The sequence below is a fragment of the Paenibacillus sp. NPDC058174 genome (assembly GCF_042883865.1).
GTDB lineage: Bacteria > Bacillota > Bacilli > Paenibacillales > Paenibacillaceae > Pristimantibacillus.
This window is the reverse complement of record NZ_JBHVUY010000001.1, coordinates 283,299-309,244: the sequence shown is the minus strand read 5'-3', so window position 1 is coordinate 309,244 and position 25,946 is coordinate 283,299. Positions and strand designations below refer to the sequence as shown.

At 53.9% G+C, this 25,946-nt stretch carries 23 protein-coding genes; 1 reads left to right on the top strand and 22 read right to left on the bottom strand.

The annotated features are described in order from the left end of the window. Positions 1-97: 97 nt before the first annotated feature. From ACFVVF_RS01355 to ACFVVF_RS01300, 12 genes are all read right to left on the bottom strand, one after another. Positions 98-1,279 carry a DUF3900 domain-containing protein gene (locus ACFVVF_RS01355; protein WP_387804697.1) on the bottom strand — a complete coding sequence of 394 codons (1,182 nt, stop codon included), beginning with the start codon at positions 1,277-1,279 and terminating at the stop codon, positions 98-100. A gap of 3 nt (positions 1,280-1,282) precedes the next feature. Further along, positions 1,283-2,386: a nitric oxide synthase oxygenase gene (locus ACFVVF_RS01350; RefSeq protein ID WP_387804695.1), complete on the bottom strand. Its 1,104-nt coding sequence runs from the start codon at positions 2,384-2,386 to the stop codon at positions 1,283-1,285. After that, entirely contained in the window at positions 2,373-3,212 is an 840-nt protein-coding gene (locus tag ACFVVF_RS01345; RefSeq protein ID WP_387804693.1) for an EcsC family protein, read from the bottom strand. Before ACFVVF_RS01345 ends, ACFVVF_RS01350 begins: the two co-directional genes overlap by 14 nt. An 83-nt stretch (positions 3,213-3,295) precedes the next feature. After that, positions 3,296-3,976, bottom strand: a complete 681-nt coding sequence (gene modB / locus ACFVVF_RS01340; protein ID WP_387804691.1) for a molybdate ABC transporter permease subunit — start codon at positions 3,974-3,976, stop codon at positions 3,296-3,298. 117 nt (positions 3,977-4,093) lie between these two features. Further along, positions 4,094-4,555: a disulfide oxidoreductase gene (locus ACFVVF_RS01335; RefSeq protein WP_387804689.1), complete on the bottom strand. Its 462-nt coding sequence runs from the start codon at positions 4,553-4,555 to the stop codon at positions 4,094-4,096. Positions 4,556-4,561: 6 nt separating this feature from the next. Continuing rightward, entirely contained in the window at positions 4,562-5,275 is a 714-nt protein-coding gene (locus tag ACFVVF_RS01330) for a DsbA family protein (RefSeq protein ID WP_387804687.1), read from the bottom strand. A gap of 110 nt (positions 5,276-5,385) precedes the next feature. Further along, complete coding sequence (locus ACFVVF_RS01325) at positions 5,386-7,479, bottom strand: HelD family protein (RefSeq protein WP_387804685.1); 2,094 nt, start codon at positions 7,477-7,479, stop codon at positions 5,386-5,388. A gap of 640 nt (positions 7,480-8,119) precedes the next feature. Then, complete coding sequence (locus ACFVVF_RS01320; protein ID WP_387804683.1) at positions 8,120-8,425, bottom strand: DUF1294 domain-containing protein; 306 nt, start codon at positions 8,423-8,425, stop codon at positions 8,120-8,122. An 18-nt stretch (positions 8,426-8,443) separates the two neighbouring features. Beyond that, a complete protein-coding gene (hrpB, locus tag ACFVVF_RS01315; protein WP_387804681.1) occupies positions 8,444-10,975 on the bottom strand; it encodes an ATP-dependent helicase HrpB in 2,532 nt (843 codons plus the stop codon). Between the two features lie 79 nt (positions 10,976-11,054). Beyond that, positions 11,055-11,921 (bottom strand): hypothetical protein, encoded by an 867-nt coding sequence (locus ACFVVF_RS01310; RefSeq protein WP_387804679.1) that lies wholly within the window; start codon positions 11,919-11,921, stop codon positions 11,055-11,057. A gap of 131 nt (positions 11,922-12,052) precedes the next feature. Continuing rightward, positions 12,053-13,003, bottom strand: a complete 951-nt coding sequence (gene corA, locus ACFVVF_RS01305) for a magnesium/cobalt transporter CorA (protein ID WP_387804677.1) — start codon at positions 13,001-13,003, stop codon at positions 12,053-12,055. A gap of 40 nt (positions 13,004-13,043) precedes the next feature. Further along, the gene (locus ACFVVF_RS01300) at positions 13,044-14,003 is read right to left on the bottom strand and encodes a coiled-coil domain-containing protein (protein WP_387804675.1); all 960 of its coding nucleotides are present in this window, start codon (positions 14,001-14,003) and stop codon (positions 13,044-13,046) included. 150 nt (positions 14,004-14,153) lie between these two features. Here ACFVVF_RS01300 and gluQRS point away from each other — a divergent pair, with 150 nt between their 5' ends. Continuing rightward, the gene (gene gluQRS / locus ACFVVF_RS01295) at positions 14,154-15,122 is read left to right on the top strand and encodes a tRNA glutamyl-Q(34) synthetase GluQRS (protein WP_387804673.1); all 969 of its coding nucleotides are present in this window, start codon (positions 14,154-14,156) and stop codon (positions 15,120-15,122) included. Positions 15,123-15,209: 87 nt separating this feature from the next. Here gluQRS and ACFVVF_RS01290 read toward each other — a convergent pair whose 3' ends face one another. The 10 genes from ACFVVF_RS01290 to ACFVVF_RS01245 all read right to left on the bottom strand — a co-directional run bounded on the left by ACFVVF_RS01290 (position 15,210) and on the right by ACFVVF_RS01245 (position 25,875). Beyond that, the gene (locus tag ACFVVF_RS01290; protein ID WP_387804671.1) at positions 15,210-15,923 is read right to left on the bottom strand and encodes an adenosylcobinamide amidohydrolase; all 714 of its coding nucleotides are present in this window, start codon (positions 15,921-15,923) and stop codon (positions 15,210-15,212) included. Next, on the bottom strand, positions 15,920-17,029 hold the full coding sequence (cobD, locus tag ACFVVF_RS01285) for a threonine-phosphate decarboxylase CobD (protein WP_387804669.1): 1,110 nt from the start codon (positions 17,027-17,029) through the stop codon (positions 15,920-15,922). The genes ACFVVF_RS01290 and cobD overlap by 4 nt, the downstream gene beginning before the upstream one ends. Positions 17,030-17,048: 19 nt before the next feature. Next, complete coding sequence (gene cobS / locus ACFVVF_RS01280) at positions 17,049-17,867, bottom strand: adenosylcobinamide-GDP ribazoletransferase (RefSeq protein ID WP_387804667.1); 819 nt, start codon at positions 17,865-17,867, stop codon at positions 17,049-17,051. Continuing rightward, positions 17,849-18,835, bottom strand: coding sequence for an adenosylcobinamide-phosphate synthase CbiB (cbiB, locus tag ACFVVF_RS01275; RefSeq protein ID WP_387808722.1), 987 nt, complete (start codon positions 18,833-18,835; stop codon positions 17,849-17,851). Before cbiB ends, cobS begins: the two co-directional genes overlap by 19 nt. Continuing rightward, the gene (gene cobU, locus ACFVVF_RS01270) at positions 18,835-19,449 is read right to left on the bottom strand and encodes a bifunctional adenosylcobinamide kinase/adenosylcobinamide-phosphate guanylyltransferase (RefSeq protein ID WP_387804665.1); all 615 of its coding nucleotides are present in this window, start codon (positions 19,447-19,449) and stop codon (positions 18,835-18,837) included. Before cobU ends, cbiB begins: the two co-directional genes overlap by 1 nt. A gap of 9 nt (positions 19,450-19,458) precedes the next feature. After that, entirely contained in the window at positions 19,459-20,523 is a 1,065-nt protein-coding gene (cobT, locus tag ACFVVF_RS01265) for a nicotinate-nucleotide--dimethylbenzimidazole phosphoribosyltransferase (protein WP_387804663.1), read from the bottom strand. A gap of 18 nt (positions 20,524-20,541) precedes the next feature. After that, on the bottom strand, positions 20,542-21,333 hold the full coding sequence (locus tag ACFVVF_RS01260) for a heme ABC transporter ATP-binding protein (protein ID WP_387804661.1): 792 nt from the start codon (positions 21,331-21,333) through the stop codon (positions 20,542-20,544). Further along, positions 21,330-22,367 carry a FecCD family ABC transporter permease gene (locus ACFVVF_RS01255; RefSeq protein WP_387804659.1) on the bottom strand — a complete coding sequence of 346 codons (1,038 nt, stop codon included), beginning with the start codon at positions 22,365-22,367 and terminating at the stop codon, positions 21,330-21,332. The genes ACFVVF_RS01260 and ACFVVF_RS01255 overlap by 4 nt, the downstream gene beginning before the upstream one ends. 3 nt (positions 22,368-22,370) lie before the next feature. Beyond that, positions 22,371-23,354 carry an ABC transporter substrate-binding protein gene (locus tag ACFVVF_RS01250; protein ID WP_387804657.1) on the bottom strand — a complete coding sequence of 328 codons (984 nt, stop codon included), beginning with the start codon at positions 23,352-23,354 and terminating at the stop codon, positions 22,371-22,373. Between the two features lie 277 nt (positions 23,355-23,631). Continuing rightward, the gene (locus tag ACFVVF_RS01245; protein ID WP_387804655.1) at positions 23,632-25,875 is read right to left on the bottom strand and encodes a heavy metal translocating P-type ATPase; all 2,244 of its coding nucleotides are present in this window, start codon (positions 25,873-25,875) and stop codon (positions 23,632-23,634) included. Positions 25,876-25,946: the final 71 nt, after the last annotated feature.

The following is a 25,946-nucleotide window of genomic DNA, read 5'->3' as shown; positions in this document are numbered from 1 at the left end:
GCCGCAGCAACTCCCCTTTAACAATGCAAGATGGCTTGGCTTTCCCTTATTGTTGCCAAAGCTCATCATTCACATTCCGCAGCGGAGCTAGCGGGCACTACCAGGGTACATCGTCGTTAGCGTTCCCGTCAGCGGCAGGGTCGTTATTGGACTGGGCTCTGTTGAGCGAAGCTTCAAGCTCCGATTGCGGCTGCGGCGCTTCCTCCCGCTCACGCCGATGCGTTCCGATCACATCCAGGATCTCCGTTAAATCCGGCGGCGAAAGCAGCTCAACCGGAGACATGCCTTTATCAAATTGGAAGGAGTCGCCTTCAATGACGACAACGTATCTTCCGTTATGCTTGGCGAAGTGGAAGGCTGTTCCGAAATCAGCCAGCAGCCCTTTCATCGTGACGCTGTCGAGCTTAAACGAAAAAGATAAATCCGGCTTTTGCTCCACAAGCGCCGCCGATGCCGCAGCAACCTGCTCATGCGTCCAATATTCTTGAATATCGCGTTTCTCGCTGCTCGCCCAGACCTCGATGGCGTTCTCTTCCTCCCGCCGTTCGGTGCTCTCGGGAGCATCCTGCCATTTATCCTCCATATACTGTTGAACCATGCCTAGAACCTGCTCCCCCATCACTTCAGGCAGCGGTTTTTCATAAGAAACATACTTCAAAAAATCTTCGAAGTAGCGGGCGTGAGACGCTTGATGGATTTTCAGCTCCCAATGCTCCAGCATTCCTTCCTCCGGCATATGCGGATATTGAATCGACTTGATGCTGCGTGCGCTTATAGCCATTTCGACATGAGAAATCAAGCTCCGCTCATCAGCAATACGAGCGATATTTGGTTCGAAATCGCATTTCAGCAAAAACAAAAACGGCTCGTCAAAATACGTATTCAGCTTCGCCCTCGCAATAATAAACGCGCCGCCCCGGACTGCGCTTGTATCCATATAAATATGAACAAGCTCGTCGGCGATGCCGATGAACCGCTCCTTATGCTCAGCATCGCGCAAACGCTGGAACAGATTGTAGTTCTGGTTGCTTCCAAGCTCATAGCCGGGCTCGACCATGAATCGTCCAATTTTGGTCGGCGCGTTCTCCGAATTGGGATTGCGTTCGACTTTGCGCTTGACGATCCGCTTGAATTCTCCATCAAGAAACTTCTTAATTTCGCTGTCTTCATAATCATCCTCGTCCAGCGTCTGATAATGCTTGTACCGCTTGGACGAACCGCTGTCATCGCCATCGGTCACAATGACGAAAAACGATAAATACTCCATTTTAAAATCCACAAATTAACCCCCGGTATCATAAGCCGATGCCTGATAGCTGTAGGTCGGCTTCAATTGTTTATCTTTAAAGCCCCGATGCCATATCGGGGTTGTAGACGGCGACATCGGCGGAATAAGCCAGGACCATCTGCCCGTCACTTCGCGGCCGTTCGCCTCCTCTTGCTTCTCAAAACGCATAAACTGCTCGGCGGCCGTGTGATGGTCCACAATGCTGACGCCCTGCTTTTTATAGGAATGAATAACGGCCGCATTCAGCTCTACTAAAGCCCGGTCCTTCCATAGCGACGTATTGGTCGTCATATCCAGTCCCATCACTTGCGCTACCATCGGCAGCTGATTGTAGCGCTGCACATCAGCCAGATTGCGTGCACCGATCTCCGTCCCCATATACCAGCCGTTGAAAGGGGCAGCCGTATAGTTCAAGCCCCCGATCTCCAGCTTCATATCCGAAATGAAGGGTACGGCATACCATCTTAATTGGAGCGCTTGAAAGGCCTCTCCCAGCTCAGGATGCTCAAGCGGAACCTCAAGCGCAATGCCTTCCGGCAGCTCATACAGCTTTGGCTTGCGGTCATCAATTTGAATGACGAGCGGCAGCACATCAAACGGTGTTTGGCGTCCCTTCCAGCCAAGCTTCGTGCATACTTCTGTAAAGGCAACGGAAGCCGGGTCGCCAAGTACGCCCTGCTCTGTCTGATAGCCGGCATAACGGACCAGCTGATGATTCCAGATGCGAATACGGCGATTCGTCCGTTCAGGGGCAAATACGGTAATAGTCGAGCGGACGCGTCCTCCGTTTGTGGCATATTTAATATGGTTAAATATAGCTTCCGCAACTTCATCCTCTTGCTCTAGTTCCCTTGCGTCACGGACCTCTAATGATTGCCAGAACAGCCGCCCGATACACCGGTTGCTGTTACGCCAAGCCAGCCTGGCTCCATGCTGCAATTCCTCGTACGTATGTGTATAACTGCCGTCGCGATCAATTTGCCGCTCAATCTCGGACAAGCGAAGCTTAGCTTCTGCTTCGCTCTTTCCAAGCTCGGCATAACATTCCGTTATAAATTGTTCCGCTTCCGACCATAGTGTAGCGCTAGATGCGATCATTTTGTTGTTCCCTGCTCTCTTCAATCTTTTGCAAAACTCTTCTTTTACGATACAGCATCTTAGCAGCCTCTGCCACATCATTCAGCATGCCTCTGTTAATGAACGCACCGAACAGCATGCCTGCAACTGGAATCATCTGAAACAGCTTCTTCCAGCCGAAATTGTCACGATAGAGCATGACGACTTCCTGCCAGCCTTGAAGCTGCGACATCATTTGATTGCCTCCGTCGCCTCCTTCAAATACCGACAGCTCTTCCAAGATCGCCTTTTTGCCGACGATATCCGACGAAGCGAACTGCATAATTTTCACTGCAAATACCCGTTCCTCACGGATATTCGGATCATAGCCGTAACTGATGCCGATTTCCTGTATAATCTTCAGCGACAATCCCAATATAGCGGGAATATCGAGTGCTAGTGTTAACAGTCCGCCAAAGCCAGTCGTCGCCCCTTGCACCGTGGCGAGCTTTGACCGGCTGGCAGACAGCTGGTCAGCCGTTATATCCATGACGCTGAGCGGCAAGCGCGCTACAGCGTTCAGTTCAAGTCTTTCAGACCCTTCAGGCATCTGCTTCCTTAACCGCTCCAGTACCGATTTCTCTGACAGCAGATAACGGCCGCCTGTCTGGACGAACGCGCCGACCTCATTAACCGCTTCTCCGATTTTTTGCTGAATGACGGCAGGCGTCAGCTTGTCGAGCAGCATGAACGGCAGCCGCCCGAGCTTCTCCCAAAACCATAAATCCTTCTGCGAGCTTTCCCATATTTCAATTTCACGCAGCGCATCGGCAAGCTGCTTCTCTGTATCCCTATGTTCCTTTACCATTCTGACGCCTCCCTTTGCCTGCAATACGAAATGTACAATCAAATGGATGCATTCCGGGATTCTGCAGCTGTAAGGCTGGCTGCTTACCAGTCTAAACGGCCGCTTCTTCGTCCTGTCAAGTAGAGCATAACGAACGAGATGAAGACAATAGCACCGGTCCAAGCCCAAGCCAGCCCCATATGACCGGATTCAACGGCTACATAAATGGCAGTCGGTGTCGTTTGTGTGACGCCCGGAATATTGCCGGCCACCATCAGCGTAGCCCCAAACTCCCCGAGGCTTCTGGCAAAGCCGAGTAAATAGGCCGTCATAAGCGAACGGCTGGCGAGCGGCAAGGAAATGTGGCGGAACACCTGCCATTCGCTTGCTCCCGCAGAACGGGCCGCTTCCACCAAATGCTTGTCCACCGCTGCAAAACCGTTTTTCATCGTCTGATAGACTAAAGGAAAAGCGACGATGACCGCAGCGATCACTGCAGCCATCCAAGTAAAAATAACCGGCTGCCCGAACAGCCATTCATATGCTTTGCCGGCCCAGCCTCTCCGCCCTATCACAACAAGCAACAGAAATCCGACGACGGTCGGCGGCAGAACGAGCGGCAGCATGAATAATGTCTCCAGCCATAAAGCGCCCTGCAGCGGCTTTTTCGTCATTAGCCAAGCAACCAGCGTGCCGAGCGCCAGCACGATGACGCTGGCAATCAATGCAATGCGCAGCGATAGGAAGAGCGGCTCCGCCCATTGTTCCCAAGTCCAATCAAGCAATCGTATTCACTCCGATAATTTACTAATAGAATAGGTCTATTATAGATGAAAAAAGCTCCGAACAGCCAGTATACCTGGCCCGTTCGGAGCTTTTTTCTGTTACATTTGAACATTCTGTTACTCGGCCGGCTCCTGCTCATCTGCTTCTTCTTGCAGTTGAGCTCTTTCGCGTGCCAGCAGCAGGAAAATCGTAATCAAGATGAAAGCGGCAAGCGCCATCAGCGGAATCGTAATAAAGCCGAACCAATTGAGATAGTCCTGGTTGCAGGGAATGCCGGAACGGCAAGGCGCAACCTCACCAAGCTTAGGAAACCAAATCTCGATGTTGTGATACAGGGAAATTAGTCCGCCGATCAAGCTAAGCGGCAGCGTATACCAGACGATACGGCGGTCGCCGCGATAAGCTGCGATGCCTAGAATTATCGCCTGCGGATACATGAATATACGCTGGTACCAGCACAAATCGCACGGAATAAAGCCTTCGATTTCACTGAAGTACAAGCTGCCTCCGGTCGCTACAAGCGATACCAGCCAAGCAAAGTACAGGCCGGTCCTTTGACTCCAAGATTCATATCTCAATGGATACTACCCCTTCAGCGTTTTTTCGATCGTCGCTTTAATCGATGCGTAATCCATCGAACCGGTATACTTCTTGCCGTTGATGAACAGCGTCGGCGTGCCCGTTACATTCAATGGACGAACCGAGTCATTATCCTTGTCCACTCTTTTTTGATAGGTCTTCTTGTCGATGTCGCTGCGCAGCAGATCAAAGTCGATCGGCAGGTTGGCATCTTTCGCCAGCTGAACGAGGTGATCCGGCGTTGCCCATTGAATTCGCTCGTCCTGCTGGTTGTCATACAACGTTTTGTAGTAAGTCCAGTACGCTTCCGGATTTTGCTGATGAACCGCTTCAGCCGCCAGGGCTGCCGTCACCGAGTCCGGTCCGATGAACGTATAGTTTACGAAAGATAGCGAAGCTTTGCCTGTTTCGATAAAGTCCTTCTCTAACTGCGGTTTAATATTTTGCGCAAAAAATTGGCAGGACGGACATTTGAAATCGCCGAACTCAACAAGTTTGACAGGTGCTTCCGAGCTTCCTTGCGTCGGCAATGAAGCATAATCGAAATTAGCCGGCTTGCCTTGCTGATTAAGGCCGATGATGATGACAGCAATAACGGCCACAAACGCCAATGTCAGAAAAATAAGCGGTTTGTTCGACCCTTTTCGCTGCGCCCCTTTAGATTGCTTATACGAGTTGGGGCGATTTTGCTTTTTCGGTTTCGGTTTACTCAATGCCATTCAATTCCTTCCTGGACATGGGATTATAGCGCTTTGTAGCAAGTTTAGTTACAAGTCACTTTAAAGTCAATATGCCTAAAGGAGTTGTCTTAATACTGTCAAATTTACTATTACGTTGTCAACTGCTCCGGAGCAATTAATGCCGTTAATTTACCGTTGTGAATCAGCTTTAATTTGTGCAGCGCTCTCGTACAGCCGACATAGAGCAGCTTGGCGTCATGATCGGCGTAACTGTCGGTATCCGCGTCCGCGATAAGTACGGCGTCAAACTCCAGTCCCTTTGACAAATAGACCGGTACAACAGACAGCCCGCCGCCGTATTCCGGCTGCTTGCTTCGCACCAGTGAAGGCTCCAGCCCTTCAGCTTTAAGCGCATCATATATACGCTCACACTGTTCAGCGGTTCTGCCGATAACGGATATCGTCTCGTAGAGGCCGGTGCTCTGCCACTCCCGGACCGTTGAGATGATGCCGGAGGCCCAGCCCTCAGGCTCAACTGCTTCAACAAGCACAGGATCGCCGCTGCGGAATACCGGTACTGCCGGTTTTACACCGCCGCCCATGGCGCCTAATATCCGGTTGGCGAATTCGATAATTTCCATCGTCGAACGGTAGCTCCGGTTCAATTCGAAGTAGCCGGTACGCTCCTCGTCAAACAGCGCCGTAAGCTCTTGCCAGCTTTGAATGCCGGCATAATCATGTATCCCCTGCTGCAAGTCGCCCAGCACCGTCATGGATGGCGACGTTTGGCACAGCCGAAGCGCTTCCAGCTGGAACGGTGAGTAGTCCTGCGCTTCATCAATGACGACGTGGTCATAGGTCGGCGTCTTCAGGCCATGCAGCCGCAAATGAATATAGGCGAGAGGAGCCAGATCCTCGCCTTCAACCCGGCCTTCTTTAAGACGGGACCAGGTTGCTGCGACTACGCTCTTCGGCAGCTCAGCCGAGGCCTGCTTGCCATGAAATAGTGTCAAATACAGCTGTGGGGCCGTATAGGACGGAATTTTCTTCAGGAAAGCGTTCAGCTTAGCGGAAGCCTTCGCTCTGATTTTTTTATCCGCGATGCCGCGTGTTTTCAGCTCTGACTCAAACCAGCGGCGGATACGGCTCGCCAGCCGGTCGCGTTTTTTCATCAGCGTCTCTTCGCCATAATTCGTGTCGTACCACTCCTGCATCTGCTCAGGCTTTAGAACCAGTCCCGGAAGCGGCTCGAAAGGAATGGCCGGTACGATGCGGGCTGCTGTCTCGGCAATGCGCTGGTCCACGATCGCTTTAAATGCCAGCGACCCTTTCAGCCTGCCGGACGAATTCGCAGCCTCCTCCGCTGTGCGGTGCTGCTCGAACCAATAATTGAGCGTATCCTCTGTACTTGCGAGCGATACTTCAAGCTCAAGAAGCTCCAGCGCCCAGTCCGCGAACGTCGTCTGCTGAATATCGCCTACGCCAAGCTCCGGCAGTACGCCGGAAATATAGTCAAGAAACATCCGGTTCGGCGCGAAAATAATCATCCGTTCGGCACGCATCCGATCCGCATATTGATAGAGAAGGAAAGCGAGCCTGTGCAGCGCCACTGTCGTCTTGCCGCTGCCCGCCACGCCTTGGATGAATAGCGCCTTCGCCCGCTCCGAACGGATGATTTGATCCTGCTCGTGCTGGATCGTGGAGACGATATCGCGAAGCTTATTATCCTTATTCTCGCCTAGCCGGTAGAGCAGAAACTCATCGGTAACGGCGTCATCCTCTTGTCCGCGCGTATAGCTGTCTACCATCCGCACCAGCTCCCCGTGCCGGACCATCAGGTTGCGCTTCAAATGGACGTGGCCTTCAATTTCGCCTTCCGGCGATTCGTAAGCTGCAAGGTCTTCCCCGCCCGTAAAAGAATAGAACAGGCTGGCTACAGGAGCCCGCCAATCAATGACGATCAGTTCATCCATGTTGCTCTGCTTCGCCACGCCCGCTTTGCCGATATAGAGCGGCTTGCTCATATCTGTCTGCACCTCTTGAAAATCGATACGTCCGAAATAGGGCTCGCGCTGCGCGATCTCCAGCCGTTTTCGACGCTCCTCGCTTTGCAGATCGAGCATTTGCTCCGTGAAGTCATCGCCTGTGTAACGCGGACCGATCTGTTTCAACTGCGAGACGATCTCATTCATCGACATCGCGAGCCGGTCCTTCTCTTCTTGATAGGCACTTTGAACCGTCATGTGTCAGTTACCTCCTAAGATTGTTTCGTCTCTCAAACGCAAAGATCGCCGTCTGGACGACGGCGAGTATGTTTGCGATGGATAAAATATGGATTACAACTATACCATTATTGGAGGCACAAAGGCAATCTTCTTCTTCCTAACGCCTGCCCTTAGGCTGCAAGGCGGACTCAGAGCAGCTGGTCGAGCAAGTATTTTAAGCAATAGGGGGTATCATGCTCGGCAGCGCCGCAGCCTTACCCGGAATGATCGGAGTGCGGGGGCGTGGAGCTCTCCCCGTTGGCCTGACTTTCACAATTCTGAGCAACAAAATGTAAAAGTACAGTTTGATGCGGCTAAAATAGCCGAATTAGTCCATCAAAATGCAAAAGTGCAGTTTGATCTCGCTTTTTGAGCCCATTTTGCCCATTCCAGACCATTCTGCCTGCACTTTTACATTTTGATGGCGATTTAGGCGTGTTTGGACAGAATCAAAATGCACTTTTACATTTTGATTCTACTGCACTGATTCCAACTCTGACTTTTGCCCTGAAGGCCATGGGATACTACACGTAATAGCTCTAAGCATCCCCTGCTTCACACAACAGAGCATAGAGCTGGGCTCACGGTGCGAAGTACGCCAACATCTGCTCAATATATGCTAGAACGGAATAACAGCAACATCCTCCCCTAGCAAAAGTAAAACAAAATAAACCGCAGCCAGATTCCACAGGATCAGCAGCGGAATGCCGACTACAAACGACTGGTGCTTCGTCTTATGCCGATACATAATCATACCGGTCCAGGCGCCGATCGCCCCTCCTATTGCTGCAAAGGCAAACAGGCGTTTTTCCGGGATGCGCCTTTGCTTTTTGCGGGCAGCATGTTTATCCGCTCCCATTTGCGCAAACGCAACTACGTTGATAACAGCCAAATAGACCCACAACCACTCTGCTGAAATGCTCATACATACACCTCATTCCTCTTACTGCCCCCGCGGCTTCGCCCGGTTGGTAGGCTGCGCGGCATAGGGATCATCCGGCCAGTAGTGCTTCGGATATCTTCCTTTTAGATCCTTCTTCACTTCGAAATAAGCACCGCTCCAAAAGCTGCTCAAATCCCGGGTAACCTGAACGGGCCGCTGGGAAGGGGAAAGCAGATGAATGGTAAGCGGCAGCTTGCCGCCGGCCAGCAGCGGCGTTTCCCGCAAGCCAAACAGCTCCTGCAGCCGAACGGCGATGAACGGTGCTTCGGGATCGCTGTAATCGACTGGAATACGCGAGCCGCTCGGCACCGTAATATGAGTCGGGACCATCTCATCGAGCTGCTGGCGCTGCTGCCAGCTGTACAACGATTCCAGAACTTGGATCATATTCAGCCGCTGCAGATCGTTGCGGTTTCTCATTCCGATCAAATGGGGCAGCAGCCAGTCGTCAAGAGTCGCAAGCAGCGTCTCCTCGGAAATATCCGGCCAGTCCTTGTTCCTCCCCGACATCAGCCGCATTCGTGCAAGCAGCTGCGACGACTGCTTGCTCATCTGCAGCAGCCCTAGTCCTGATTGCCGAATGCCCTCCAGCAGCGCCATCGCCACTTGCTCAGGATGGGGCTGCGGCAGCGGCCCCTCCTTCAAGACAAGAGCGCCAAGCCGCTGCCGCCTGCGCGCCCTGACAGCTCCAGCGGAAGCGTCCCATTCCACCGAATCTTGCACCTCAATTTGCTCGCCAGCTGCCAGCTGAAGCTGTTCCGCCTGGAGCATGGCTGCCAGCCGAATCCGGCTTTCCGTGCCGGAATCGTCCAGCTCGGCTGCGACCAAATACGCAGCCCGCGATAACGGCTGAAGCTCAGGAAGCGCAGCTCCTCGGCCATTCGCTAGCAAGTAGCGGCCATCATTCCGCCGCTGGGCAATCCGGTCGGGGAAAGCAAAGGCGAGCAGCAAGCCGAAAGGCTCCCCTTCCGGCGGCTGCTCCCGCTGTTCGGCTTCACTCCCGCCGCCGGTATCCTCTCCTTCCGCAGCATCCAACATCCGCAGCCACTGTGCCGCTTGCGCTTTCATTCGCTGAACAGCGCCGCGGTCTGCACCGCCAGCGCCTCTGCCCTTAAGCGCATCGACCCGCAGCAGCAGGTCGACATTGCGCTCCTGCGGCAGCAAATCACGTTCACTGAGCAGAGCAGCCAGCTCGCTGGCCGTCTCCGCCAAGCCGAGCCGCTTTGCCTGCAGCAGCATGTACCCAAGCCGCGGATGCAAGCCTAGTCTCGCCATGCGCCTGCCCCAGCCTGTAGGCTTGCCTGAAGCATCGATAGCGCGAAGCAGCTTCAGCAGCTCCGTCGCGTGCTCGAATGCCGCTTGCGGCGGCTCGTCCAGCCAGCGGAGCTCAGATGGCTGCTGAATGCCCCATACAGCAAGCTCCAGCGCCAGCTGCGTCAAATCCGCTTCCGCAAGCTCAGGCGCGCTCTGCTCCGGCAAATAACGCTGCTCCTGCTCCGTCCATAGCCGGTAGCAAACGCCGGAGGCCAGCCGGCCTGCACGGCCTTTTCGCTGATCGGCTGATGCCTGCGATACCTGGACCGTCTCAAGCCGTGACATTCCCGTCCGCGGCGAGAACCGGGGAACCCGCATAAGTCCGCTGTCCACAACGATGCGCACCCCTTCTACCGTCAAGCTCGACTCCGCAATCGAAGTCGCCAGCACAACCTTCCGCTCTCCCAGCCTGCATGGCGCTATTGCTTCATCCTGTTTTTCAAGCGGCAAACTGCCATGGAGCTCCGTAACTCTTATTGCCCCAACCGTACCGATCCCAGCTTGCGCAAGCACAGAGGCCGTCCGTCTGATTTCTCCTATACCGGGAAGAAAAGCCAAGACGTCTCCGTCACTCTCTCGCAAAGCCTGTTGAATGAGAGATGCCATATTGGTCTCCAGCTTGCCCTTGCCTTCCGGCCGCGACGATAGATAGACCGTCTGCACCGGATAAGCTCTGCCTTTGCTCGCGATAACCGGCGCTTCGCCGAGCAGCGCAGCAACAGCTGCTGTATCGAGCGTCGCGGACATAATGAGAAGCCGCAGATCGTCCCGAAGCAGCGCCTGCGTCTGCAAGCACAACGCCAGCCCCAGATCTCCGTGCAAATGCCGCTCGTGAAATTCGTCGAACAGCACCGCTCCAACCTGCTCCAGCGCCTGATCCTCCTGCAGCATCCGCGTGAGAATGCCTTCTGTAACGACTTCGATGCGTGTCGAACGGCTCACCTTCGTATCCAGCCGCACCCTATAACCAACCGTTGCGCCAACCGGCTCACCCAGCATATCCGCCATATATTTAGCTGCAGAACGAGCTGCCAGCCGTCTCGGCTCCAGCATAATGATCTTGCGCCCTTGCAGCCATGGCTCGTCCAGCAGCGCAAGCGGCACCCTCGTCGTCTTGCCCGCGCCGGGTTCTGCTGTCAGCACTGCGCCGGTATTCGTCCGAAGCGCGGCCATTAGCTCCGGCAGCACTTCATCGATGGGCAATGATGGTTTTAACATATAGATAGCCTCCAAGCCAATAATTAACGCCATTAATAATTAATGATATATCTCCTGTTGCATGACCAGCTATTCTATTCTACTTTACAATTCGCAGCATCTGCACGACAGGCCGATTGTCGCCAGCCAGCTGTGCTTCCCCGCTTCGCAGCTGCGATGAGCCGTCACCGTCGAGAAAAATGCCGTCAACGAGTTTTCCGCCTCCGACCAGCTCCGTAACCGCCTCACGGAATTGACTCAGCGTCCCCTTCGTCTTGCTGACAACAAGATACAGCGTTCCGCTTTCATCATAGACAGCGCCTGACCGCAAACGAAGATCATCCGGGAAAGGCGCCTGCTCACGTTCTGTCTGCGCTTTCCATTCCTCGTCATGACCAAGGCTCATGCTAATGCCGCCCTGCGCCCAAAAACGGGTATGGTCCATTACCTTCAATTCCGACGCCTTGCCGGCAACCTGAACAGACAGCTTATTGGCCGCCCCGTCCCATACGAGCGTGCCGCGGGCATATTTGACATTTTCATTGCCAGAACCGTAATCGCCAATGGCTCCATTGACCGGAAAGCTATTAACGATAGCGATGCTAAGCAAAGCTTTATCATAGAAAAAACCGCCATTAATGCCGTAATACGGCGAGATTGATACATTGTTATGAATGGCCGTCAAGGTGACATTAGACGGTTTAGTCGCCAGCACGTGGAGCTCCATGCCTCCGGCTGATGTCGCCGCAGCGTATGTATAGCTGCTAGGAAAAGCCTCCATCCGGTCACTTTTCGCCTGCAGCGCTTGCATCATAATGAAGAACAGAATGCCCGCGCCTACAATGACCGCTGCCATTACGGCCGCGACGGCAGCTGTCTTTTTCCCGCCAAGCTTGTCGTTAGACGGTGTTTCAGCGGCACCTTTGTCCTGCCCAACCTCTAAATTATTGTCCTTGCTTGCCATCATTGCGTTTCCCCTTTTTCCTTCGCTCTTTCAGCCCTTCGCAAGCCGTATCTTTCCGTCATGCCCTAAAGCAAAACGACAGACTCGCATCTCGATCTCGATCAGGAAGCTGCCTGTCAATCTTGTCTATTGGGTCAATCAAACCAGCCTTTGCGCCTGAACCAGACGTACATTCCCACTCCAATGACGAGCATAATGCCCAGCAGCAGAAAATAGCCCCAGCTCCAATTGAGCTCTGGCATATTATGAAAGTTCATGCCGTAGATGCCCGCCAAAAAGGTGAGCGGCATAAAAATTGTCGTAATAACCGTCAGCGTCTTCATAATAGAGTTCATCCGGTTCGAGTTATACGACATATAGCTGTCCCGCAAATCCGCTGTCATCTCTCGGCAGGCGTCGGTCATTTCGGCCAGCTTCAGCAGATGATCGTAAATATCATGGTAAAAGGCCACATACTGGCTCAGTCCGTCAATTCGTTCCGTATTTAGAATCCGGTAGAGCAGCTCCCGCATCGGAAGAATCGTCTTGCGCAAGCGAAGCAGTCTGGAACGTATATTGAAAATATCTTCGATCGCCGTCTGGTTTTTCTCGTTGCCGCCGCCGATTTCCATGTCCAGCACCTGTTCCTCCAGCTCCTGAACGGCCGGAAAATACTGATCGACCAGCTTGTCTATTACTAAATAAGCCGCGAATAACGACCAGTTCTGGCTGGCAGCCGTGCTTTTGGCAATTTTCGCCCGCGCCTCCTCAATCTCATCTGAAGGCTGATAATGATAGGTGACCATGAATTGCTGTCCAATAAACATATTGACCTCATACACGGCCAAAGTGCGGGGATCAATCGAATGCAGCACTAAAAAATGCAGCGGATCGTAATGATCCAGCTTCGGCCGCTGCAGCAAGTGGAAACAATCCTCGATTGCCAGCGGATGGAAATGAAAATAGGAAGAGAGCAAGGCGGACTCCTCATCGCTCGGCTCGCAAAAATCCGCCCAATACCATTCGAGCTCAGCCGTTGCCAGCTGCCCGATCGTCAGATCATTCCTCCACTGTCCGCTTTTCGTCAAGCCCATAATCCGTATCAAAATCAACAACCTCCTGTAGCAATAAGCGGCATAGCGCCGGTTAACCCGCAAACTGACGAATTAACTGATCGCGATCCTCTTTCAACGATGCTTGCGTCCCTTCGGCCTGTGCCAGCTCCTTATCCAGCGTCTTAAGAAGCATTCTGGCTTTATGAAGCTGGTTCTCAGCCTGCGACAGCGATTCTTTTATTTTACCTTGTACAATCCAATCTGTAATCAATCCGTCGAAAAAATAATCGGCAAACGTCGCCATGCCGCCAATCTCCACCTCCAAGTCAGACTTGAGATTGACGTCCTTCAGTTCTTCCTTGAGCCGTTTGACCAAATGGCGGGCCGTATTGATCGAGCTTTTGGCATCATCAATTCTGGAATGCTTAATGGATGTGCTGATCAGCCCGCCGCCCAGCATATCATAGGTGCCCCAGCTGGCAGCTGAATCCAGCTTATTGACGGCATCCTCCAGAGACAGCACAAGCTGACGGCACGCTGCCGCCGCTTCATACCACTCCTTGCGCCGCTGCTGTGCTTCAATCAGCTGGCTGTCCAGCTCCTCCAGACGATGAGCAGCTTCCGGGTCGCCGTTCCGGATCCACTGCTCTTTCTGCAGCATAAGACTGGCATACGCCGCTTCCGCACCATGCAGCTCGCTCAGCTGATTTCCGGTCTCAATCAGCTCTGTTTTGAGTGTCTCTACCTCCAGCTTCGCCTGCTGCAGCTTTAACGATACAGCAAGAGCTTCCTGACGCTCCGTTTCCAATTGCTCATCTTTATTCCGAAGCAGCGTATGGAACAGATTCGTCCAGCTCAGCTTCAGGAGCTTATCTACATCTTCCTGCTCCTTGTCCAGCTTGACCTCCAGTTCTGTAATCAGCTTCATCTCGGCATTCACCTGCGTTTGAAGCTGCTGACGGCGCCGCTCCAGCTGCCATTGCGACGACATCCTCTCCCGCATATCCTCCAGCTTTTTATTCCAATCTGCAATGGTCTCGTTCATCTTCACCGCTGCTCCCCTCATCCTTTATCTGTTCATTCTGTTATTCATACGCAATACTGATCTATTAGACTTCAAACTGGGGAGAATGGTTGCGCTCACAGATTTAGACATGCTATCGTTTGTAAAATAGAGAATAGTGTAAAAGGAGATAATGCCATGATTCGCGGACGTTTCGCTCCGACGCCTTCGGGGCTTATGCATATCGGCAATATTTGGGCAGCGCTGCTTGCGTGGTTGCAGGTTCGAAGCGCAAACGGGCAATTTGTGCTGCGGGTGGAGGACATCGACAAGCCCCGATGCCGTCCAGCGCTTGCTGAGCAAGCGCTGACGGACCTTCGATGGCTAGGTATCGAATGGGATGAAGGTCCTGATGTAGGCGGCCCGTTCGCTCCATATACGCAAAGTGAACGAGACGAATGGTATGCTGCTGCACTTCAACGCTTGGAGCAGTACGGCACGCTCTATCCTTGCTTTTGCAGCCGCGCTGAGCTGCTGGCTGTCGCCAGCGCGCCCCATGGACTGGGTGAGGAAGGGCCTTCGTACGCTGGAACCTGCCGCTGTCTGACACCGGAGGAGCAGCAGCAGCGGCGGGAGGTTAAGGCGCCTTCCCTTCGATTCCGGATCGATGAGAACCGTGATTTCGTTACCTTTCACGATGGCGCTGCCGGCAGGCAGACCTTCGCGGCGGATGCAGGAGGCGACTTCGTCGTTCGCCGCGCGGACGGCATCATCAGCTATCAGCTGGCTGTTGTTGTGGATGATGCTGCAATGGGCATTACCGATGTGCTGCGCGGATATGACCTGCTCGATTCGACCCCAAGGCAGCTGCTGCTATACGAAGCGCTTGGGCTCCCCGCTCCCCGCTTCGCCCATGTTCCGCTGCTGATGGGCGAGGATGGCAAACGCCTTGCCAAGCGCCACGGGGACACGTCGATCGCCGGATTAAGAGCATCCGGCGTCGCTCCAGAGCATATTATCGGCTGGCTGGCCCGCTTAGCCGGGCAGACGGACGCTGTAGAATCTATATCGGCTGCCGAGCTGGTCAGCGGTTTTCGTCTGGATCTTGTTCCGACAGAGCCAATCGTCATTGACGATCATGCAATGCGTCAGCTTTTGCGCTACTGACATGCTGTACACTATTAAAAAGGTCTGCCTGCATCGATTCTTTCCCGTTCGAATCGATGCAGTCAGACCTTTTTTCGATACAATAAGCTACTTCTCATGCTGAGTAAGGCTCGCCTCATATACTGTCGCATAAACGAGACGCCCGATTGCGTTGCCGATTGTCGTCGCCGCGCCTGCATAGGCATGAACGCTGCTTCCGTAGCCCTCGCCGCTGACTCCGATGACAATTGCATCCGTCGTCGTGCCTGTAGCGGTCATCCCGTTATCCGGATCGATGATGTTCAGGTCCTGCAGCGCTGCGGCTTTAGCTTCTGCCGCTTGAATGACGGCATTAACCATTGCTGCGTCCGTCATTTGACCGTCAATGAGGAGAACTGTATTAATCGTGCCAGGCGCATAAGCGGAGAACGTTTCTCGCGGCAGTCCGGCTCTGGCGCCGTTGCTTGTACCGGAGGTCGTGAAGCAGACCAGCTTGAAGCAATCTCCCTCTTCCTCCGCAACTGAGAGATGTGTCAGCTTAGCTGCGGTCATGAGGCAAATCGTGTTATCCGGGTCGTAACCCCAGCCCGTCAAACGGCTGCCTGCATCTGCTGCAGGATCTTCGCATTCGTAAGGAATCGGAACCTTCCAATTGACGACCGTATCCGCAGCTGCAAAACCGCCAAGATGTACGGCGCTGCTAACCGTGCGAAGCTGCATGGGACTGGAGACGACGATTCGTTCTCCCTCTATCAGCTCCGCTTTCACACCGGGCCATACGATAGATTCGTAAAAGCTGGCAGAGCGGAAAGGCTGTGTCATTCTTCCATGCCCTCCTTGCCGCTATAAGTCTGAAGCGCAGCCATCGCCTGCTGCAGCACCTGCAAAAACCGCTCGTTCTGAGCACGCAGCTTAATCGCAAATCGGCAGAAGCGTTCATCCAGCCCGGTAAAATGGGAAGCATCCCGGATCAAAATCCCCCGCTGTCCCATTTCCTTCTGCAAAGCAGCAGCTGTTAAACCCGGCTGTTCCGGCAGTCTGACCAGCACATAATTCGCCGCACCAGGATATACTTCCAGCCCTGACTCCCGAAGCCGATTCACAAACCACGGCCCCTCTTCCTGCAGCCAGCGTTTCGTTTTGCCGGCAAATTCCTTGTCATCCAGCACCGCCTCGCCAATCAACTGAGCAAGCGAGTTCACGCTCCAAGGCACTTGAAGCCGGCTAAGCGCGGCAATGCTGCCCGGTTCTCCGACGATATAGCCCAAGCGAATGCCCGGAATGGCATAAAACTTGGTCATCGACCGAATGACGAACAGCCGGTCATTCACAGCCGCTTCTTGCAGCAGTGAATAAGCTTCTTCATCGGGTACAAAGTCCATAAAAGCTTCATCAACAACGACAGTTGCTCCCCGCTTGACTAGCTGCCGGAGCAGCTCAGGATGAACGAGCTTGCCAGTAGGATTGTTGGGTGAGCCGAGCATAAAGAAATCGGCAGCTCGCGATTGCTGCAGTGATGCTTCGGAAAGCTGAAATTGTTCAGCTTCGGTTAACGGTATCGGCGCTGTGCCTCCGCCAATTTTATGAACGGCATCGCCGTATTCGGCGAATGAAGGATGAGCCAGCGCTGTAATAACCGGGTTATGCTGCCTGACGACAAGATCGATTAGCTCAGCGGCCCCGTTGCCGATCAGAATGGATTGCTCATCAATCCCATGCAGCTGTGCCAGCTTCGATCTCAATCCCCGAACCGCCGGATCAGGATAACGGTCGATGTGATCAGCATAGACTGTCAATACTTGCCTCACGGCTGGCGGTGGTCCAAATGGATTCATATTCGAGCTGTAATCCAAAAACTGTCCGGCAGGCAGCCCGTATGATTCCTCAGCGGTGCGTAAATCGCCTCCGTGACCGTATTTTTCTAGCATGGATGCTTCACCTCTCTCATCATTTCAATAAAAGGAGCGCCGCAAGGATGAGAACCGCTTCAACGGCCTCATTCATCGCGCCGTATGTATCGCCTGTCAAGCCGCCAAGCTTCCGGTTTAGCCATACCGCGCCGATCAAACCGGTTGCCGTTGTAATGAACGCAGCGCCTGCGCACCAGAGAATTGCCGTCTCGAACGGGATGCCGCCTGCAAAAGAAAAGACCAGGGTCAGCGCTGCAGCAAGCAGAAATCCGGCAGCCATCTGCACAGGTCCGGCAGTACCGAACATCGCTCCGATCCCTTCGCCCTTTCTTGCGCTAGGCCAGCCCACAATGGCTGCCGACATCCACCAGCGGCTCCAAACGGGCGTGATTGCGATTAGCGCCATCGGTTTCCGCCAGGCTCCGCTTTCCAGTCCCAGTTCGATCAGTTCGCTTAAGACGGCAAATTTGAACAACAGCAGCAGCACCGCCGCTATCACCCCCATAGCGCCAACACGGCTGTCCTTCATAATTTCCAGCATCCGTTCCCGGGAGCGGTGGCTGAGTACGCCGTCCGCCGTATCCATCCAGCCGTCCAGATGCAGTCCGCCGCTCATCGCCGTCCATACAGCAAGTACGATGACGGCAGCGGGGAGTGCAGGCATAAAAAATCCCAGCATTCCATAGCAAATAGCAGCTGCCGCTCCGACTATTGCCCCGGCAGCCGGAAAATAAATGATGCTTCGCGACAGCTGCTTAGGCTCGAACGGCACCTGTACGGGAACGGGAATGCGGGTCAAAAACTGTACAGCTGCAATTAACGCTTGCCCATGAACGATTAATGAACGATATACCATGAGATCAACACTCCAGCCATGATCAGGATGCTAGTCAAATAGAGCAGACGGACAGCGCGGCGGATATCTGCCGCCTCCAGCTTGCGCAGCGGCCAGCCCATTCTAGCCCGCTCGCTTGGCTGACCAAAATAATAGTTCAAGCCGCCCAGCTCAATACCGAGCGCTCCCGCTACTGCAGATTCCGGAATGCCGCTGTTGGGACTTGGATGAAGACGGGCGAATTGCCGGATAGAGCGCATTGCCCCGGCCCCGGACATCCCTCGGTGCAGCAGCGCGGACAGGGACAGCAACAGGCCGGTTATCCGGGCCGGAATATAATTTAGAACATCGTCGGTCCGGGCCGAACACCAGCCGAAATCGGCATATTTGCCGTTCCGGTAGCCGACCATGGAATCTAATGTATTGGCTGCGCGGTAAAGCATTGCAAGCGGCGCTCCGCCAATCAATGCGAATAGAATCGGCGAGACGAACGCATCTACCGTATTTTCAGCTACTGTCTCCACCGTAGCCCGCGACGCTTCCTCTTCATTGAGCCGCTCTGTATCTCTCCCGACAATATAGCCGACATATTTACGCGCATCGGCTAAATCGCCGGAGACAAGAGGACGGTAGACAAGCATCGCCGCTTGTCCCAGTCCTTTAACAGCGATAGTGGTCGAGATGAACCAAGCACTTGCCGCATAACCAAGCCATGGATGAATCCAATCGGCTGCTGCGATGATCAGCCACATGATCCCGAATGAAGCCAGAAGCGTCAGGATTGTCAAACAAGCTCCCGAAGCTTTTACCGCAGCCGGACTTCGTCTGCGCAATTGCTCCTTCTCCCTCAGCTTGCGCTCCAGCAGCCGGATCAGCCGCCCGATCCAAATAACAGGATGAGTCGGCCACTTGGGATCGCCAATAGCCCAATCGATCGCAATGGCCGCTGCTGCAAGCAGCAGAATTTCAGGCCATGAATAGAACAGCATCATAGCTGGTCCCACTGGAACGCAAGCGCCTTGATGTCTACGGGAATGCCCGCAGTGACCAAAAAGACCCGTTCGCTAATTGCCGCAATACGCTGGTTCAAGCGGCCTGCTTCATCGCGAAATATTCGTCCAAGCGGATAGGGCGGCACAACGCCGTCACCAACTTCATTCGTTACAAGTACAAGAGGATAAGGAAATGCAGCAATAGCTTCAAGCAGCAATTGTGTCTGGGGCTCCAGCCACTCTCCCCTATCTATTTCTGAGTGCTCGCCCTTCTTCTCTTCAGCCAGCAGAAGCCAGTTGGAGAGCCATAAGGTCAGGCAGTCGACCAATACGACCGGTCTCTCCCCTTTATCTATAGACGGGCCGGCGGATTCGGCATCTCGTGTCAGCTGTTGAAGCGTCTGTGCCAGCTCCAGCGGTTCTTCAATTGTCCGCCATTGGAATCCCGTCTTATTGCGGCCGAGCTTATGCTTCTCAATCCGCTCCGCCATTTCCTCATCCCACACCCGGCTTGTCGCAATGTAGATGCCGCGCCTGCCGAGGCGGGCAGCAAGCTGCTCAGCGAACGAGCTTTTCCCGCTGCGCGCTCCGCCTGTTACTAGAATTGCCAACCCGCTCACCTACTCTTTCGAAATACCGGCGCTCTCGAAAGTCGCCATTTCCTGCATTAATTTAAGCGCCGCATCGATGAAATGAAACCCAAGCACCGCTCCCGTTCCTTCGCCTAGCCGCATGTCCAGATCGATCATCGGCGATAATCCCATCGCCTCCAGCACTTTGGCATGACCCTGCTCTTGAGACAGATGCGAGGCGATCAGATAAGGCTGGACATGCTCGGATATTCGTACTGCAGCCAATGCGGCAACAGAGGAAATATAGCCATCGATTATGACAGGACAGCCATTGGCCGCTGCGCCAAAAATAACGCCAACCAAGCCGGCAATTTCCGCACCGCCAACCTGGGCAAGCGCCAGAAACGGCTCCTTCGGATCAGGAGAATGAAGCGCGAGCGCCTTTTCTACGATCTCGACCTTTTTCAGCCAGCCTTTGTCATCGATACCTGTACCTCTGCCGACTGTCAGCCCCGGATGCAAGCCGGTAAACACGGATGCAAGTGCCGCGCTTGCTGTCGTATTGCCAATTCCCATCTCGCCCGTAGCGAACAGCCGGTAGCCCTGCTCCGCAAGCTCGTCCACCACTTTAACCCCGGCCAAAATCGCTCGCAGCACCTGCTCCAGACTCATCGCAGCTTCTTTCGTCATATTTGCCGTTCCGCGCACGATGTTATGCTGCAGCAGCCCCGGATGGTCGATTGGCGATTTCACACCGATATCAACACAATAAACATCCGCTCCTGCCTGCTTCGCCAATACGTTGACAGCTGCGCCGCCGCTCAAGAAATTAAGCACCATCTGCGAGGTGACTTCCTGCGGAAAAGCGCTGACGCCTTCCTCACACACTCCATGATCGGCCGCCATAACGACAACGGCTTTTCGCTGCAAATCCGGCCATAGTCCCCCATGAATGCCTGCAAGCTGGCATGCGATAGCCTCCAGCTTGCCCAGGCTGCCCGGCGGCTTCGTTAATTGATCCGAATGCCGCTGCGCGCTTGCAGCTGCTCCCTCGTCGAAGGCATTGATTCTTCCCAGCATGTATGCGATTTCTTTGCAATTGCCCGTTTCCATAACCGCTTCACCTCTCCCTTATCGTAATGGCGCTGCCCCTCCGGGCTGCAGTAAAATTTGCGGTACTCCCGTCGCCGGATGCGCCACAATCGTTGCTCCAGCGCCATAAACGCTCCGTATGAGCGATTCATTCAACACTTCCCGGGGCGGCCCGGAAGCCGCGATGCCCCCTTCGTGCAACACAAGCAATTGATCGCAGTAGAGCGCTGCCAAATTCAAATCATGCAGCACAACGATAACGGTCAATTCCCTCTCCCGCTGCCAAGCTTGAACGGTGTCCAGCAAATGGATCTGATAGCCGATATCGAGGTATGTAGTCGGCTCATCTAGCATTATCAATTCCGCTTCCTGCACCATAACCTTTGCGAGTGCAGCCCGCTGCCGTTCACCTCCGCTGAGCCGCTCCAGCTGCCTATGCTGCAAAGCTGTGAGCCCCATCGCTTCCAGTGCCCGGTCAATTAGATCAGCCGGATCGTTCTTCTCATCCCCAAACCAGTTCTGATAAGGATATCGGCCCATTCCAACTACTTCCCGCACTGTAAAAGCAGCCGGAGGCAGTCCCCCTTGCTGCAGCACAGCCAGCTTGCGGGCCAGCTGCTTGGCCCCATAGCTGTCCAGCGGCTTTCCCGCCAGCAGTACATCTCCCGATGTCGGCTTTGACGCACCGGAAAGCAGCTGCAGCAGCGTTGATTTGCCAACACCGTTCGGGCCGATAATACCGTAAAAGCATCCTGCCTGAAAAGAATGGGTCACGCCGCTCAGTATGGAGTTTCCATGAATGTTTTTCGTTAACTGTTTCGCCTCAATCATGCCTTATCCTCCTGACTGCGCTTGCTTCTATACAGCAGATAGGCGAAAAACGGCGCTCCGATCAATGCGGTTACAACGCCCAGAGGAATTTCCTTCGGGCTGAATGCCATTCTGGCAACCGTATCTGCCCAAAGCATGAATATACCGCCTCCAATCGCTGACAACGGAATGAGCAGCCGATAGTCCGGCCCGGCAATCAGCCGGATTAAATGCGGAATAACGAGCCCTACGAAGCCAACGACACCCGATACCGATACGGCGGCTGCAGTCAACAGCGTAGAGCCGATAAGTACGATCAGCTTCGTTCGCTCTACACGAATGCCAAGATGCGAGGCGTGTCTTTCGCCAAACACCATCAGATTCAGGGGATTCGCATAAGCAAACAGCAGCGGCAGTCCAATAAGGAGAAACGGAATTAGAACGTAAACATGTCCCCATGATTTTAAGGCCAATGAGCCCATAAGCCAAAACAATATCTGATTAACTACGCTGTTTGACATCGACACCATCAGCGATACGAACGCTCCCAGAAAGGATTGCACGATGACGCCAGACAAAATAAGCGTCTCCAGCTGCATTCCCGAACGGCCTCGTGACAGCCAGATGACGCCAAACAATGTAACGACACCCGTCGCAAACGCGACGGCCGGAATTGTCCACATGCCGATCAGCGTCTGATAACCGAATAGAATCATATAGGCCGCGCCAACGGAACTGCCCGACGCTACGCCAAGCGTATAAGGTTCAGCCAGAGGGTTGCGCAGCACGCCTTGAAAGCCTGCCCCGGCCAGCGCCAGACAAGCGCCAACGAGAACGGCCAGCAAAACCCGGGAAAGCCGGACCTGAGTAACTACAGCAACATCTCCTGCACTCCAGGTTTGACCTGCGTCACTTCCTCCAAATAGCTGATGCAGCAAAATGCCCCAAACGTCCTTTAGCGATATGCCGGCCGAGCCGATCGATAAGCTCACAAGCATAGAAACAGCAAGAAGGAGCAAAGCTGCTCCTCCATAGCTAAACATTTTTCGCTTCATCGCTTATTTGACGAGATCCGGATGGATCGCTTTCGCCATCTCAAGCAGGCCATCCGCAAGTCTTGGACCGACGCGAACGAGCGGATCTTCCGTCACGGCAAACAGCTGTTTATTTTTCAGCGCATCAATTGTATCCCAGCCTGGACGGCCTTCAATTGCCGCTTTAATCGGGTTAGGCTCTTCCTTCAATGCCGGAAAAATAATAATCTGCGGATTCTGCTTCACAACTTCCTCCGCGTTAACTTCATACCAGCTAGGCTGCGAAGCTGCGATGTTCGTGCCGCCTGCCAATGTAAGCAGCTCGTCCAGGAACGTGCCGGAGCCTACTGTCCAGCCTACCGAAAACTCCAAATAGACCTTCTTTTTATCAGCTCCCTTAACGGCATCGACCACTTGCTGCTTCGTTTCACGCATATGGCTGGCAACCTTGGCAGCTTCCTCGTTTTTATTGACGATGTGTCCAACCTTTTCAATCTTCTCGATCGTAGCGTCATAGGTCAGCGGATCAGATGCAAACACGGGAATGCCCAATTCACGAAGCTTTGCAACCGCATCCGTGTTCATGCTCGAGGAAGCGAGCACAAGATCCGGGGTGAGCGCTACAACCGCCTCGATATTCGTTGTCATATCGCCAACCTTCGGCTTTGCCGCCGCTTCTTCCGGGTAATTGCTGTATTGATCGACGCCCGCAACTAAATCCGCGCCGCCGAGCGCATACATAATTTCGGTCTCGCTTGGCACTAGCGTAACGACCTTAGAAGGAGCATGCTCGAACGTAAGCTCGGTTCCAGTGTCATCCTTAATTTTCAGCGGATATTCCGATGCAGCTGAGCCGGACTCGCCTTGTTCTACAGCCGCGCCTCCGTTGCCTGCGCCCGTATTTCCATTGCCGTTGTCCTTTACAGCTCCGCCGCAAGCCGCGATTACAAGCAGCATCGCCGTAAGCATTACAGCCATCATCAGTTTAAGCTTGGCATTCCATTTCATTTCCGTTACACTCCTTAAGCTCTGTTATTCGTTAATAAATTCACACAAAAAAAGCATTTTCGGCTTCTGTGCCGGAAATGCTTTTTGCCCGTTATTTAGGCAAAAGACAAGCCTTCATTCCAACACCATCCTGCTCCAGAAGGCAATAGCGTCATTATACATGTTATGAAATTATAACGTAGCTACTATAACATTCCATTTAAGCCTTGTCTATGTTTAGGAGCGGCTTGACATTGACTTAATGGAGTTTAGCTTTAGTTTTAGCTTTGATTTAGCTTTAGCTTTGGTTTGGACCCAGCGCCCGTCTCAGTCTGCTATTTAAGCGAAGCGCGTTCCCTACGACCGATACCGAGCTGAAGGCCATTGCCGTCCCGGCCATCCACGGCTGGAGCATGCCATAGGCGGCAAACGGAATGATAAGCGCATTGTATATGAATGCAAAAGTCAAATTTTGACGAACATTCCGCACCGTTAGACGGCTGATGAGCACCGCCTCCGGAATCGCAGTCATTCTGGGCTGGAGCAGCGTCAAATGTCCAGCGGTTAATGCCGCCTCCGTACCGTCTCCCATCGCCATGCCGACATCGGATGCTGCGAGTGCTGGCGCATCATTCCAGCCGTCCCCGGCCATACCGACGCGTTTCCCTCCTGCCTGCAGCTTGCGAACCAGTTCCAGCTTATCCTCAGGAAGAAGCGAGGCGTACACTTTGTCTATGCCCGCTTCCTTCGCGGCTCCTAGCGCTGGCGCCATATGATCGCCGGTCGCCAGAATGACCGCTATTCCCGCTTTCTTCAAGCGGGCAATCGCCTCTTTCGCATTAGGCTTTACTGTATCTATAAACGACATCGCTCCGGCTATTTTACCGTCGTCGATGACGTAAAGCACCGTCTCACCCGCCCGCTCCCGCTCATCAGCGAAAAAAGATACTCCGCCCGACAGGGGCTGGCTCAGCTTATCTATTATCCATGCGGCGTTACCGACGCCAACCTGGCGGTTTTCGACCGTTGCCTCCACCCCTTTGGCGCTCGTATACACGAATTGCTCTGCCGAAGGAAGGACTAGTCCCATTTTGTCCGACTCCTCTACTATCGCTTTCGCCAGCGGATGTGCAGAATGAAATTCTACTGCTGCCGCTAGCCGAATAACAGCCGATTTGCTGCCGTTATGGGCATAGACCTGACGAATGCGGGGCTTGCCTTCCGTCAGTGTGCCGGTTTTGTCCAAAATGATCGTATCTACTTGGGCTAGACGCTCCAGCGCTCCTGCCTCTTTCACTACGACCCCTTTTTTGGCAAGACGGCCTGTAGCTACAACTAAAGAGATTGGCGTTGCCAGCCCTAATGCGCAAGGACATGCAACGAGAACGACGGCAACGGAACAGCGAAATGCCTGCTCCCAATTGCCCGGTGCGAATATAAAAAACCAGGCTAGAAACGTAAGCGCGGCAAGCAGCAGCATTGCCGGTACGAACCATCCCGACACTTGGTCGACTTGTCTTTGAATAGCCGATTTATTGCGCTGTGCTTGCCGGACTAGCTCGCTAATCCGGTTAAGCATCGTAGAATGACCCGCCGCTTCCGTACGAATACGCAGCGGGTTTCTGCCGTTCGCCGTACCTGCCCATACACGGTCGCCAGCATGCTTGGCGGCAGGCAGGCTCTCCCCGGTAAGCAGCGATTCGTTTACGTCGGATTCCCCCTTCGCAATGACGCCATCGACAGGAATCGTCTCTCCGGCATTTACAAGAACATAGTCGCCGATACGGACGAACTCCGTCTTAATCTCCATACGGATGCCCGCCCGCTCGACAATGACCGTCTCATTTTTCAGTTTACCGTAGCCGGCGGCGCTGTCCTGGGCTCTTGACGTAGCATTGACTTCAATAAATTTGCCGAGCAGTACGGCAGTCATGACGACAGCGGAGGTTTCGAAATATAGCGGCAGCTCGTGTGCAGCGGCTAGCGGGAACCCGGCTGTCAGCACGATATAATGGCTATACAAGTAAGCGGCCGACGTTCCGGTCGCGACAAGAACGTCCATATTGGCGGAACGCGCCCGCAGCGCTTGATACGCGCCATAGTAGAACGGCATTCCAATGACGAACTGGATGATGGTCGCCAGACCAAGCTGCAGCCACGGATTGGTTAGAATGGCCGGAAGCTGCACCTCACCCGAAAAAGAAAGATGCTGCACCATCGCACCAAGCAGCGGAAGCGTCAGCAGCGCAGAAAAGATCAATCGGATCAACAGCGAGCGGCGTTCCTTATCCAACCCTTCCTTCGCCTTTTCCGGTACAGAAGGCTGGAAGCCGATTTGCTTGATTTTATCAGCGATTTGAGCAGGGTCGATTAGATTAGGCGCATATTGAATCCACGCCGTGCGCGCCGGATAGCTGACCGCAACCTCCTCCACACCGGCCAGCTTGCCAACCGTCTTCTCTATTCTTGCGGCACAAGCCGTACAGCTCATTCCCTGAATGGCATAATCTATCGTCACGCTTTGCAGCTCCGCATTGTCCAACGATCATTCACCCGCTTTCCGTCCGCCTCCCAACGGCCAGCAAATACAGCTGAGCCGGGAGGACGGCAAAC

Bases quoted from the DNA above. Each gene is read 5' to 3' on its own strand.
- ACFVVF_RS01350 (WP_387804695.1), bottom strand. From the start codon at position 2,386: ATGATCGCATCTAGCGCTACACTATGGTCGGAAGCGGAACAATTTATA.
- ACFVVF_RS01345 (WP_387804693.1), bottom strand. From the start codon at position 3,212: ATGGTAAAGGAACATAGGGATACAGAGAAGCAGCTTGCCGATGCGCTG.
- ACFVVF_RS01330 (WP_387804687.1), bottom strand. From the start codon at position 5,275: ATGGCATTGAGTAAACCGAAACCGAAAAAGCAAAATCGCCCCAACTCG.
- ACFVVF_RS01325 (WP_387804685.1), bottom strand. From the start codon at position 7,479: ATGACGGTTCAAAGTGCCTATCAAGAAGAGAAGGACCGGCTCGCGATG.
- ACFVVF_RS01320 (WP_387804683.1), bottom strand. From the start codon at position 8,425: ATGAGCATTTCAGCAGAGTGGTTGTGGGTCTATTTGGCTGTTATCAAC.
- hrpB (WP_387804681.1), bottom strand. From the start codon at position 10,975: ATGTTAAAACCATCATTGCCCATCGATGAAGTGCTGCCGGAGCTAATG.
- ACFVVF_RS01310 (WP_387804679.1), bottom strand. From the start codon at position 11,921: ATGATGGCAAGCAAGGACAATAATTTAGAGGTTGGGCAGGACAAAGGT.
- gluQRS (WP_387804673.1), top strand. From the start codon at position 14,154: ATGATTCGCGGACGTTTCGCTCCGACGCCTTCGGGGCTTATGCATATC.
- ACFVVF_RS01290 (WP_387804671.1), bottom strand. From the start codon at position 15,923: ATGACACAGCCTTTCCGCTCTGCCAGCTTTTACGAATCTATCGTATGG.
- cobD (WP_387804669.1), bottom strand. From the start codon at position 17,029: ATGCTAGAAAAATACGGTCACGGAGGCGATTTACGCACCGCTGAGGAA.
- cobS (WP_387804667.1), bottom strand. From the start codon at position 17,867: ATGGTATATCGTTCATTAATCGTTCATGGGCAAGCGTTAATTGCAGCT.
- cbiB (WP_387808722.1), bottom strand. From the start codon at position 18,835: ATGCTGTTCTATTCATGGCCTGAAATTCTGCTGCTTGCAGCAGCGGCC.
- cobT (WP_387804663.1), bottom strand. From the start codon at position 20,523: ATGGAAACGGGCAATTGCAAAGAAATCGCATACATGCTGGGAAGAATC.
- ACFVVF_RS01260 (WP_387804661.1), bottom strand. From the start codon at position 21,333: ATGATTGAGGCGAAACAGTTAACGAAAAACATTCATGGAAACTCCATA.
- ACFVVF_RS01255 (WP_387804659.1), bottom strand. From the start codon at position 22,367: ATGAAGCGAAAAATGTTTAGCTATGGAGGAGCAGCTTTGCTCCTTCTT.
- ACFVVF_RS01250 (WP_387804657.1), bottom strand. From the start codon at position 23,354: ATGAAATGGAATGCCAAGCTTAAACTGATGATGGCTGTAATGCTTACG.